This window comes from Streptomyces sp. 3211.6 (assembly GCF_003634815.1).
Taxonomy (GTDB): Bacteria; Actinomycetota; Actinomycetes; order Streptomycetales; family Streptomycetaceae; genus Streptomyces; species Streptomyces katrae_A.
Genome location: NZ_RBXC01000003.1, coordinates 89,448 through 102,877, shown reverse-complemented (window position 1 = coordinate 102,877; position 13,430 = coordinate 89,448). Strand labels below are relative to the sequence as shown.

Here is a 13,430-nt window from a genome sequence, read left to right as displayed (position 1 = left end):
GTCGCCGCCTGGCGGCCCTGCCGCCCGCACAGCAGCTCGAAACGGTCGCGGACCTGGTCCGCGCCGACGTCGCGGCCGTGCTGGGCCACGCCTCCCCGCAGGGGATCGAGCTCCACCACGCTTTCACCGAGCTCGGCTTCGACTCGCTGACCGCCGTGGAACTGCGCAACCGGCTCAACACGGCCACCGGCCTGCGCCTGCCGGCCACGCTCGTCTTCGACTACCCGACCCCGGCGGTGCTCGCCGAGTACGTGCGCGGCGAGCTCGTCGGGGACGCGGAGGCCTCCGCCCCGGCGCAGTCGGCCGCGGCGCCGGCCGTCATCGGCGCGGACGAGCCCATCGCGATCGTGGGCATGAGCTGCCGCTACCCCGGCGGCGTCACCAGCCCCGAGGACCTCTGGCGCCTCGTCGCCCAGGGCGGCGACGGCATCACCGTCTTCCCCACCGACCGTGGCTGGAACGGCGATGCCCTCTACGACCCGGACGCCCGGGACGGGGCCACCAGCTACACCCGCGAGGGCGGCTTCCTCGCGAACGTCGGCGAGTTCGACCCGGAGTTCTTCGGGATCTCGCCGCGCGAGGCCCTCGCCATGGACCCCCAGCACCGGCTGCTGCTGGAAACCTCCTGGGAAGCGATCGAACGGGCCGGCATCGCCCCCGCCACCCTGCGCGGCAGCGCGACCGGCGTCTTCACCGGCGTGATGTACAACGACTACGCCTCGCTCCTCGGCTCCAGCGCCGAGGACGCCGCCGGATACCTCGGCATCGGCACCGCGGGCAGCGTCGCATCGGGCCGCGTCTCGTACTCCTTCGGCTTCGAGGGCCCGGCCGTCACCGTCGACACCGCGTGCTCCTCCTCGCTCGTGGCCCTGCACCTCGCTGCGCAGGCGCTGCGCAGCGGTGAGTGCACGATGGCCCTCGCGGGCGGTGCCACGATCATGTCCACGCCGACGGCGTTCATCGACTTCAGCCGCCAGCAGGGGCTCGCCCCCGACGGCCGCTGCAAGTCCTTCGCGGGCGCCGCGGACGGCACGGGCTGGTCCGAGGGCGTGGGCATGCTGGTCCTGGAACGCCTGTCGGACGCCGAGCGCAACGGCCACCGCGTACTGGCCGTCGTCCGTGGCACGGCCGTCAACCAGGACGGTGCGAGCAACGGTCTGACCGCCCCGAACGGTCCGTCCCAGCAGCGCGTCATCCGCCAGGCCCTCGCCAACGCGAGGCTCAGCCCCGCCGAGGTGGACGCCGTCGAGGCGCACGGCACCGGTACGACGTTGGGCGACCCGATCGAGGCGCAGGCGCTGCTGGCCACGTACGGGCAGGAGCGCGGCGGCGAGGAGCCGCTGTGGCTCGGCTCGCTCAAGTCGAACATCGGTCACACGCAGGCCGCCGCCGGCGTCGGCGGTGTGATCAAGATGGTCATGGCAATGCAGCACGGCGTCCTGCCGCGCACCCTGCACGTCGACGAGCCCTCCCCGCAGATCGACTGGGAAGCGGGCGCGGTGGAACTCCTCACCGAGCAGCGGGAATGGCCGCGGACCGGCCGTCCGCGCCGCGCGGCCGTCTCCTCGTTCGGCTTCAGCGGCACCAACGCCCACGCCGTCCTGGAGCAGGCCCCGGAACGGGCCGAGCAGTCGGCTGGTGGATCCGCCCACGTGCTCCCGGTCCTCCCCTGGACCGTCTCCGGCCGGTCGGAAGCCGCCCTGCGCGGCCAGGCCGCCCGACTGCGGTCGGCCATCGCCGACGACGCAACCGACCTGGACGTCGCCCATGCGCTGGGCGTGACGCGTACGGCCTTCGAGCACCGGGCGGTCGTCCTCGGCCCGGACCACCGGGGGGCGCTGGAGGCGCTCGCGCGGGGCGAGGCGGCCGAGGGGGTTGTCCAGGGCGTGGTGACGCCCGGCAAGACGGGTTTCCTCTTCACGGGTCAGGGTGCGCAGCGCGCCGGGATGGGGCGCGAGCTGTACGCCGCCTTCCCGGTGTTCGCGGAGGCGCTGGACGCGGTGTGCGCGGAGATCGACCCGGTGCTGGGGCGTTCGCTGCGGGAGGTGATGTTTGCAGCCGAGTCGGCTGAGCTGGACCGTACGGAGTTCACGCAGCCGGCGCTGTTTGCCATCGAGGTCGCCCTGTTCCGGCTGGTGGAGAGCTGGGGTCTGAAGTCCGACTATCTGCTGGGTCACTCCATTGGTGAGATCGCCGCCGCGCATGTCGCCGGGGTGTTCTCGCTGGCTGATGCGGCGCGTCTGGTTGTTGCGCGTGGTCGGCTGATGCAGGCGCTGCCGGCTGGTGGTGCGATGGTGTCGGTGCGGGCTTCCGAGGCGGAGGTGGCCGAGCTGGTCGCCGCGTACGCAGACGTGAGTATCGCGGCCGTCAACGGGCCGAGTTCTGTCGTGGTCTCGGGAGCCGAAGACTCGGTGACCGCCCTCGCGGGTGTGCTGGCCGAGCGCGGGGTGAAGACCAAGCGGCTGACGGTGAGCCATGCGTTCCACTCGCCGCTGATGGACCCGATGCTGGACGAGTTCCGTGCCGTCCTGGGGTCCGTCGACTTCGCCGCGCCGACCCTCCCCGTGGTCTCCAACCTCACGGGTGAGGTGGCTTCCGCGGAAGAGCTCTGCTCGCCCGAGTACTGGGTGCGCCACGTTCGCGAGGCGGTCCGCTTCGCCGACGGTGTCGCCACCCTGCACAAGCAGGGCGTGACCCGGTTCGTCGAGCTCGGTCCCGACGGCGTGCTCTCCGCCATGGGCGCCGAGTGTGTCGATGCCGCCGCGCTCTTCGTCCCCGCCCTGCGCAAGGGACGGCCGGAAGCCGAGTCCGTGGTGTCGGCCCTCGCGCAGGGATACGTGAACGGTGCGTCGGCGGACTGGCCGGCTTTCTTCGCGGGTTCGAGCGCCGGGCTCGTCGAGCTGCCGACGTACGCCTTCCAGCGCGAGCGCTTCTGGCCGCGCAAGGCGACCCCGAAGGTCGCCGACGCCGCCGGTCTGGGACTCGGAGCGGCGGAACACCCGCTGCTGGGAGCGGCCGTGACCCTCGCGGAAGGTGGCGGCTGCCTGTTCACCGGCCGGATCGGGCACGACGACCCCGCCTGGCTGGCGGGGCACGCGGTCGGCGGGACGGTGATCCTGCCGGGGACGGCGTTCGTGGAGTTGGCGGTGCGGGCCGGTGACCAGGTGGGCTGCGGTCGGCTGGTGGAGCTGACGATCGAGGCGCCGTTGGTGCTGCCGGAGTCCGGTGGTGTCCAGGTGCAGGTCGTGGTGGGTGGCGCGGACGAGGCTGGTCTGCGGTCGGTGGACTTCTTCTCCCGCCCGGACGCGGGGGAGTTCGACGAGCCGTGGCAGCGCCACGCCTCTGGTGTGGTGGGCGCCGAGGAGCCCGTTGCGGGCATGGACCTGTCGGCGTGGCCGCCGGCCGGTGCGGCCGAGGTCCCGGTGGAGGGGCTGTACGAGCGCCTCGCCGAGGCCGGATTCGCGTACGGAGGCGCCTTCCAGGGGCTGAGGGCGGTCTGGCGTTCGGGCGACGAGGTCTTCGCAGACGTCGCGCTGCCCGAGGACGCGGCGGCTGAGGCCGGCCGCTACGGTCTGCACCCGGCGCTGCTGGACGCTGCCCTCCACGCCTTGGGCGTGGGCGGTCTGCTCCCGCACGAAGGCGCGGGTGGCTGGCTGCCGTTCGCCTGGTCGGGTGTGTCCCTGCGCGCCGCCGGTGCCTCGCAGCTGCGGGTGCGTCTGACGCCCGCGGGTACGGGTGCGGTGTCGCTGGCCGTTGCGGATGGTGCCGGTGAGCCGGTCCTCGTGGTGGATTCGCTGGTGCTGCGGCCGGTCGACGGTCAGGTGGCGGCGGCGTCCGGTGGCGTGGAACGGGACTCCCTGTTCCGGCTCGACTGGAGCCCGGTGGCCGTGGCCGATGCCCAGGACGACGGTGACATGGTCGTGGTCGACCTGACGTCTGATGTCGACGTCGAGGTGCCTGGGGCCGCGTTCGCGGTGGCGTCGCGGGCCCTGGAGCTGGTGCGGGGCTGGGCGGAGGAGGACCGGGCCCTGGTGCTGGTGACGCGGGGTGCCGTGGCCGCCGGTGGGGCGGAGGTCGCCGATGTGGCGGCGTCCGTCGTGTGGGGTCTGGTGCGCTCCGCCCAGTCGGAGGGTGCGGGCCGGTTCGTTCTCGTTGATGTGGACGACCGTGACGCGCTGACGGCAGGGCTGATCGCCTCGGTCGTCGCCTCCGGTGAGCAGCAGGTGGCCGTCCGGGACGGGCGGGTGCTCGTGCCGCGTCTGGTGCGGGCGGCTCAGAGTGCACCGAACGCCGGTGGGTTCGGTGCGGGTCCGGTGTTGGTGACCGGTGGTACGGGTGGTCTGGGTGCTGTGGTGGCCCGGCATCTGGTGACCGGGCACGGGGTGCGGGATCTGGTGCTGGTCAGCCGGCGGGGCCTGGACGCTCCGGGTGCTGACGGGCTGCGCGGCGAGCTGGAGGAGCTGGGCGCGTCGGTGACCGTCGCGGCCTGTGACGTTTCCGACCGGGAGGCTCTGGCTTCCCTGCTGGCCGCCCACCCGGTCAAGGCGGTCGTCCACGCCGCCGGTGTGGTCGACGACGGGACCATCGCCTCGCTGACCCCCGAACGGCTCTCGAAGGTCCTGCGGGCCAAGGTCGACGCGGCCTGGCACCTCCACGAACTGACCCGTGACGCGGACCTGGACGCCTTCGTCCTGTTCTCCTCCGCAGCCGGTGTCTTCGGTGGTGCCGGCCAGGCCAACTACGCGGCGGCCAACGCGTTCCTCGACGCCCTCGCCGCCCACCGCCACGGCCTGGGCCTCCCTGCCACCTCCCTGGCCTGGGGCCTGTGGGAGGAGACGGCGGGCATGGGTGCCTCGCTGACCTCGGCCGATGTCGAGCGCATGTCGCGCGGCGGCGTACTGCCCATCCCGGTCGTGACGGGTCTGGCCTTGCTGGACGCGACCGTCGGCGGCCTCGAGCCGGCGCTGGTGCCGGTCCGGCTGGACCTGGCCCGGATGCGGGCGCTGGCCGCTTCGGCGGGCGTGGCCCCGGTCCTCCGCGGCCTGGTCCCCGCCCCCGCACGGCGCACCGCCTCCGCGGCGGTGAACGGATCGTCCACGCTGGTCGACCGACTCGTGGCCCTGCCCACCGAGGAGCGGTCCGGGGCGGTCCTGGAGCTGGTGCGGACGCACGCCGCGGCCGTACTCGGCCACGGTTCCCCCGCCCGGGTGGGTGCGGACCGGCCGTTCACGGAGCTCGGCTTCGACTCGTTGACCGCCGTGGAACTGCGCAACCGGCTCAACACGGCCACCGGCCTGCGCCTGCCGGCCACGCTCGTCTTCGACTACCCGACGCCGTCGGTCCTGGCCGAGTACGTGCGCGGCGAGCTCCTCGGAGACGCGGACGAGCCGCTCGCGGCACGGGCGACCCCCGTGCCGGCCGGCAACGCCATCGGCGCGGACGAGCCCATCGCGATCGTGGGCATGAGCTGCCGCTACCCCGGCGGCGTCACCAGCCCCGAGGACCTCTGGCGCCTCGTCGCCCAGGGCGGCGACGGCATCTCCCCCTTCCCCACCGACCGTGGCTGGGACCTCGACAAGGTCTACGACCCCGAGGGCGGACAGGGCGCGACCAGCTACACCCGCGAGGGCGGATTCCTCGACAACGTCGCGGACTTCGACGCCGCGTTCTTCGGGATCTCGCCGCGCGAGGCCCTCGCCATGGACCCCCAGCAGCGGCTGCTGCTGGAAACCTCCTGGGAGGCCATCGAGTACGCCGGCATCGACCCCACGACGCTGCGCGGCACCGCCACCGGCGTGTTCGCCGGCCTCATGTACCACGACTACGCCGGCTACGTCCTCGCCGGCGGCGACGCGGGCCTCGAAGGCTACGTGGGCACGGGCAACTCGGGCAGCGTGCTGTCCGGCCGCGTCTCGTACACCCTGGGCCTGGAGGGCCCGGCGGTGACCGTTGACACGGCTTGCTCGTCCTCCCTGGTCGCCCTCCACTGGGCGGCGCAGGCGCTGCGCAACGGCGAGTGCACGATGGCCCTCGCGGGCGGCGTCACCGTCATGGCGACCCCGTCCACCTTCGTGGAGTTCAGCAAGCAGCGCGGGCTCTCCTTCGACGGCCGCTGCAAGGCGTTCGCCGCGGCAGCCGACGGCACGGGTTGGGCCGAGGGCGTGGGCATGCTGGTCCTGGAGCGGCTCTCGGACGCCGAGCGCAACGGCCACCGCGTGCTGGCCGTCGTCCGTGGCACGGCCGTCAACCAGGACGGGGCTTCCAACGGGCTGACCGCCCCGAACGGCCCGTCCCAGCAGCGCGTGATCCGCCAGGCCCTGGCCAACGCCGGTCTGTCGGCGGCCGAGGTCGACGCGGTGGAGGCGCACGGCACCGGCACGAAGCTCGGCGACCCGATCGAGGCGCAGGCACTGCTCGCCACGTACGGGCAGGAACGCGACGGCGACGAGCCGCTGTGGCTCGGCTCCCTGAAATCCAATGTCGGCCACACGCAGGCCGCGGCCGGCGTCGGCGGCGTGATCAAGATGGTGATGGCGATGCAGCACGGCATGCTGCCGAAGACCCTGCACGTGGACGAGCCCACCCCGCAGGTGGACTGGTCCGCCGGAGCGGTGGAACTGCTGACCGAGGCGCGCGAGTGGCCGCAGGGCGACCGCCCGCGGCGGGCCGGCGTGTCGTCCTTCGGGATCAGCGGCACCAACGCCCACGCGATCCTGGAGCAGGGCCCCGGCGCCGCCGGGAGCCCCGACCCGGACCCGGACGGGGCGGCGGTCCCGCTGCCCTGGGTGGTCTCGGCCAGGACGGAACCGGCGCTGAAGGCCCAGATCTCCGCCCTGCGCGACCACCTCGCCGAACGGCCCGCGGCCGTCGCGCTCGACGTCGCGTACTCGCTCCTGACGGGGCGCACGGCGTTCGAGCACCGGGCGGTCGTACTGGGCACCGACCGCGAGGAGCTGACCGACGGCCTCCGCGCCCTGGCCGAAGGCCGCCCGGCACCGGGCACCGCAACCGGCCGCAGCGACGACGGCCGCACGGGGTTCCTGTTCACGGGTCAGGGTGCGCAGCGGGCCGGGATGGGGCGGGAGCTGTATGCCGCGTTCCCGGTGTTCGCGGAGGCGCTGGACGCGGTGTGTGCGGAGATCGACCCGGAGCTGGGGCGTTCGCTGCGGGAGGTGATGTTCGCGGAGGACTCCGCCGAGCTGGACCGCACCGAGTTCACGCAGCCGGCCCTGTTCGCGCTCGAAGTCTCCCTGTTCCGGCTGGTGGAGAGCTGGGGCCTGAGGCCCGGCTACCTCATGGGTCACTCCATCGGTGAGATCGCCGCCGCGCACGTGGCCGGGGTGTTCTCGCTGTCGGACGCGGCGCGGCTGGTCGTCGCGCGCGGCCGGCTGATGCAGGCGCTGCCGGCTGGTGGCGCGATGGTGTCGGTGCGTGCGGCTGAGGCGGAGGTGGCCGAGCTGGTCGCCGCGTACGCAGACGTGAGCATTGCGGCCGTCAACGGGCCGCAGTCCGTGGTGGTCTCGGGCGCAGCCGATTCCGTGACCGCCATCGCGGACGCGCTCGGCGAGCGCGGGGTGAAGACCAAGCGGCTGACGGTCAGCCACGCGTTCCACTCGCCGCTGATGGACCCGATGCTGGACGAGTTCCGTGCCGTCCTGGAATCGGTCGTGTTCGCCGCACCGCGGATCTCCGTGGTCTCGAACCTCACGGGTGAGGTGGCTTCGGCAGGGGAGCTCTGCTCGCCGGAGTACTGGGTGCGGCACGTCCGCGAGGCGGTCCGCTTCGCCGACGGCATGGCCGCGCTGGACGCCCTCGGCGTGACCCGCTTCGTCGAGCTCGGCCCGGACGGGGTCCTGTCCGCGATGGGCGCCGAATGCGTCGCCGCCGCCGCGGTCTTCGTCCCCGCGCTGCGTCGCGACCGGTCGGAGCCCGAAGCGGTCAAGAGCATGGCGGCGAAGGCACTGGCCCACGGTGCGGAGGCCGACTGGAAGGCCTTCTTCGCCGGGTCCGGCGCGCGGAACGTGCAGCTGCCGACGTACTCCTTCCAGCACCAGCGCTACTGGCCGCAGGCCAAGGCTCCCGCCGAGCCGGCCGGGGTCGAGACCGACGCGGTGGACGCGGAGTTCTGGGAAGCGGTGGAGCGGGAGGACTTGGGCGCTGTGGCCGAGGCCCTGGACGTCGAGGGCGGTTCGCTGGGTGCTGTGCTGCCGGCGCTGTCTTCGTGGCGTAGGCGTCGGCGTGAGCAGTCGGCGGTGGACGGGTGGCGTTACCGGGTCGCCTGGAAGCCGTTGGCCGAGCCGGCGTCGACGGAGTCGGCTGGTTCGTGGCTGGTGGTGGCGGACGAGGACGGTCCGCTGACCGAGTGGGTGGCCGGTGCGTTGGCCGGGCGGGTTGTGGTCGTGCCTTCGGGTGAGGGCCGGGTGGAGCTTGCCGGGCGTGTGGCCGGGCTGGTGGACGGTGTCACGGGTGTGGTGTCGTTGCGCGGTCTGGTCGGGACGCTGGAGCTGGTCCAGGCTCTGGGTGATGCCGAGTGCGAGGCGCCCATGTGGTCCCTGACCCGGGGTGCCGTGTCGATCGGCCGCTCCGATGTCCTTCGCGAGGAGGGTGTGGAGCAGTCCCTGGTGTGGGGTCTGGGCCGGGTCGTGGCCCTGGAGCACCCGGGGCGTTGGGGTGGTCTGGTCGACCTTCCCGAGGTGCTGGACGAGCGCGCGGCTGCCCGTCTGCGTGGTGTTCTTGCCGGCACGGCGGGGGAGGACCAGGTCGCGGTGCGTGCGGCGGGTGTGTATGGCCGTCGCTTGCGGCCGGCCGAGCCGTCTTCCTCCGATTCCGAGGGTTGGCGTCCGCGCGGGACGGTTGTGGTGACGGGTGGTACGGGTGCGCTGGGTGCGCATGTGGCGCGTTGGCTGGTGGCCGAAGGCGCCGAGCACGTGGTGCTGACCAGCCGTCGGGGACTTGATGCGCCCGGTGCGAAGGAGCTCGCGGACGAGCTCACCTCGGACGCGGTGCGGGTGACCGTTGTGGCCTGTGATGTGGCTGATGCCGGTCAGGTCCGTGCCCTCGTGGAGGGTCTGGAGCAGGACGGCCCGGTCCGGGGTGTCGTGCACGCCGCCGGTGTGCCCGGTGCCTCCGTCGCGCTCGCCGCGCTCGACGCGGCCGAACTGGCCGACGTCCAGGCCGGCAAGGTCCTCGGCGCCCGTCACCTGGACGCCCTGTTCAGCGAGCCCTCCCGGGCCGCCGAGCTGGACGCGTTCGTCCTCTTCTCCTCGATCGCGGGCGTCTGGGGCGGCGCCGGCCAGGGCGCGTACGCCGCGGCCAACGCCGCGCTCGACGCGCTCGTCCAGCGCCGGCGCGCCCAGGGCCTGGTGGCGGCCTCGGTCGCCTGGGGCCCCTGGGCCGACGGCGGCATGGCGGACGCCGGGACCGTCGAGCACCTGAGCCGGCGCGGCCTGACCGCGATGGCGCCGGACAGGGCGGTGGGCGTCCTGCACGGGGCGGCGGCCGGGGCGGTGGCCGACCTGACGGTCGTCGACGCGGACTGGGCGCGGTTCACCCGCCTGTTCGCCACCCTGCGCCCGAGCCCGTTCTTCGCCGAGCTGGTCGCCGCGGCCGCCCCCGCGCAGGACCGGGCGTCCGCGCCCGGCCCGCACGGGGAGGAGCCCGCCGAGGGAGCCGGCCTGCGGGAGCGGCTGGCCGCGCTCGGTGGGGTCGAGCGGCGGCAGGCGGTCTGGGACCTCGTGCGCGACGCCGTCGCCACCGTGCTGGGCCTCGGCCCGGCCGACGAGGTGGAGGAAGACCGGGCCTTCCGCGACCTCGGCTTCACCTCGCTGAGCGCCGTGGAGCTGCGCGAGGCGCTGACCGCCCTCACCGGGCTCGTCCTGCCCGTCACCCTGGTCTTCGACCACCCGACACCCGGCCTGCTCGCCGCGCACGTGCGCACCGAACTGCTGGCCGGCCTCGAGGAGGCCGCCACGGACGCACGCCCGCGCGCGGCGGAGCCCGCGGTGCGCGGCCCGGTCGACGAGCCCGTCGCGATCGTCGGCATGGCCTGCCGGTTCCCGGGCGGGGTCACCGGCCCGGAGGACCTGTGGCGGCTGCTGGCATCGGGCCGCGACGGACTGTCGGAGTTCCCGGACGACCGCGGCTGGGACGTCCTGGAGGAGCTGTACGACGTCGACGGCTCGGCCTCCTACACCCGTCGCGGCGGGTTCCTGGACGCCGTGGGCGAGTTCGACGCCGACTTCTTCGGGATCTCGCCCCGCGAGGCCCTCGCCATGGACCCCCAGCAGCGGCTGCTGCTGGAAACCTCCTGGGAGGCCGTCGAACGGGCCGGGATCGACCCGGCGTCGCTGCGCGGCAGCCGTACCGGCGTCTTCGCCGGCACCAACGGGCAGGACTACACCAACCTGCTGCTGGGCGCCGGGACCACCGGCGTCGAGGGCTTCCTCGCCACCGGCAGCGGCGCGAGCGTGATCTCCGGCCGGGTCTCGTACGCGCTGGGCCTGGAGGGCCCGGCGGTCACCGTCGACACGGCCTGCTCCTCGTCGCTGGTGGCCCTGCACCTGGCGGCGCAGGCGCTGCGGGGCGGCGAGTGCGACCTGGCCTTGGCCGGCGGTGCCACCGTCATGTCGACGCCGGGCGCGTTCATCGAGTTCGCCCGGCAGGGCGGGCTCGCCGCCGACGGCCGCGTCAAGGCGTTCTCCGCCGACGCCGACGGCACGGGCTGGTCCGAGGGCGTCGGCGTGCTCCTGGTGGAGCGCCTCTCCGACGCCCGGCGCAACGGCCACCGCGTCCTCGCCGTGGTCCGCGGCTCCGCCGTCAACCAGGACGGCGCCTCCAACGGCCTCACCGCCCCCAACGGGCCCGCCCAGCAGCGCGTCATCCGCGAGGCGCTCGCCAACGCCGGACTGGCCCCGGCCGACGTCGACGCCGTCGAGGCGCACGGCACCGGCACCTCGCTCGGCGACCCCATCGAGGCCCAGGCCCTCCTCGCCACCTACGGGCAGGAGCGCACCGGCCGCGAGCCGCTGTGGCTGGGCTCGGTGAAGTCCTCCATCGGACACACCCAGGCGGCGGCCGGTGTGGCCGGCATCATCAAGATGGTCCTCGCCATGGAGCACGGCACACTGCCGCGCACCCTGCACGCCGACGAGCCGTCGCCGCACGTCGACTGGGCCTCCGGCGCGGTCGCCCTGCTGACCGGCGAGCGGGCGTGGCCCGGGGGTGGCGAGCGGCCGCGGCGGGCCGGCGTCTCCTCGTTCGGCTTCAGCGGCACCAACGCGCACGTCATCCTCGAGGCGGCCGAAGGCACCGGGGAGGCCGGGGACACCGGGGCCCCCGCCGGCACCGGCACGCCCGCGCGGGCGGACGCCGGGGAAGCCGCGGACGCCACCGCCCCCTCCCTGTGGGTGCTCTCCGGCCGCACCGAGCAGGCACTGTCCGCGCAGGCGGCCGCCCTGCGCACCCAGCTCACCGGCCGGCCCGCGCCTGTCCGGGACGTGGCGCACGCGCTGGCCACCACCCGGACCGCCTTCGAACACCGTGCGGTGGTCGTCGTCGAGGACCACTCCGCCGCGCTGGACGCCCTGGCGGCACTCGCCGGCGGCGGACCGGCCGCCGGACTGGTCCGCGGCACCGCGACCACCGGCCGGACCGCGTTCCTCTTCGCCGGGCAGGGCGCGCAGCGGGCCGGCATGGGCCGGCATTTGTACGCCGCGTTCCCCGCCTTCGCGGCGGCCCTCGACGCGGCGTGCCTGCACCTGGACCCGTACCTGGAGCGGCCGCTGCGCGAGGTGATGTTCGCGGACGACGCCACCGAGCTGAACCGTACCGGGTTCACCCAGCCCGCCCTGTTCGCCTTCGAGGTGGCCCTGTACCGGCTCGTGGAGAGCTGGGGCGTGCTGCCCGACCACCTCCTCGGCCACTCCATCGGGGAGATCGCGGCCGCGCACGTCGCGGGGGTCTTCTCCCTGGAGGACGCGGCCCGCCTGGTTGCCGCCCGCGGCCGGCTGATGCAGGCTCTGCCCGAGGGCGGTGTGATGGTCTCGGTGCGCGCCGCCGAGGCGGAGGTCGCCGAACTGCTCCCGGCGGACGGGGACGTGGGCATCGCGGCCGTCAACGGCCCGCGCTCCACCGTGCTCTCGGGCGCCGGTCCGGCCGTCGCGCGGATCGTCGCCGAGCTCGAGGAGCGCGGGGTGAAGACCAAGCGGCTGACCGTCTCCCACGCCTTCCACTCCCCGCTGATGGAGCCGATGCTGGCGGACTTCCGCAAGGTCGCCGAGTCGGTCGCCTACGCGGCGCCGCGCATCCCGGTCGTCTCCGACGTCACCGGCAAGGCCGCCTCCGCGACGGAGCTGTGCGCCCCCGACTACTGGGTGCGGCACGTGCGCGAGGCCGTCCGCTTCGCCGACGGCATGAGCACCCTGCGCGCGCAGGGCGCCACCCGCTTCCTGGAGATCGGCTCCGACGCCGTCCTGTCGGCGATGGGCGCCGAATGCGTGCCCGACGGCGCCTTCGTCGCCGCGCAGCGCGCCGACCGCGACGGCGCCGCGGCCGTGGTCTCGGCACTCGCCCAGCTGTACGCGGCAGGGGCGCGGATCGACTGGGCCGCGCACTTCGCCGGGGCGGCCGCCGCCCCGGCCGAACTGCCGACGTACGCGTTCCAGCGCGAACGTTACTGGCCGGAGCAGACGCGGCAGCCGTCCGGCCGGGCGGTGGGCGCCCGGTTCTGGGAGGCGGTCGAGGACGCCGTCGACGACGGGGACCTGACGTCGCTGACCCAGAGCCTGGCCGTCGACGTCGACCGGCCGCTGCGCGAGGTGCTGCCGGCGCTGCTGTCCTGGCAGCAGCGGGTGCGCCAGTCGGTCACCGAGTACGAGCAGGTGGACGAGGGGGCCGCCGCGCAGCTGCGCGCCGGCCTCGCAGCGGAGGGCCCTGCCGGACAGGACGCCGTCCTGCTCGAACTGCTCGGCAGGCACGCCGCCGACGTCCTCGGCCGGGCAGAGCCCATGGCGCTCGACCCGCAGCGGCCCTTCCTGGAGATCGGGTTCACCTCCCTGTCGGCCGTGGAACTGCGCAACCGGCTCACCCGGGAGACCGGCACCAGACTGCCTGCCGGCCTGGTCTTCGACCACCCGACTCCGGCCGCCGTCGTCCACCTGCTGAAGTCCGAGCTGCTGGGCGCCGCCGCCGACGGGCCGGCCCTGCTGGACGACCTGGACGCCCTGGAGGCGGCGCTCGACGGCGCCGCCCCCGACCAGCTCACCCGCAGCAAGGTGCGGATGCGGCTCCAGGGCATGCTGGCCAAGTGGTCCGACGGGGCCGAGCAGCAGCGCGACGCCGCCGCGGAGGCGGATGCCGTGGTGGACTCCCTGGCATCGGCGAGCGACGACGACCTCTTCGACTTCATCAGGGGTCTGGGACGCGTCGGCTGA

Annotated in this window: 1 protein-coding gene (only partly in view); it reads left to right on the top strand. The window is 74.3% G+C overall.

Annotation, left to right across the window (positions count from 1 at the left end; translation table 11 throughout):
- A protein-coding gene (locus tag BX286_RS37785; RefSeq protein ID WP_121017944.1) for a type I polyketide synthase crosses the window boundary here: on the top strand, positions 1-13,430 show its 3' portion. 14,800 nt of this gene lie to the left of the window's left edge; only the last 13,430 of its 28,230 coding nucleotides appear in the window; its start codon lies off the left edge, out of view; its stop codon occupies positions 13,428-13,430.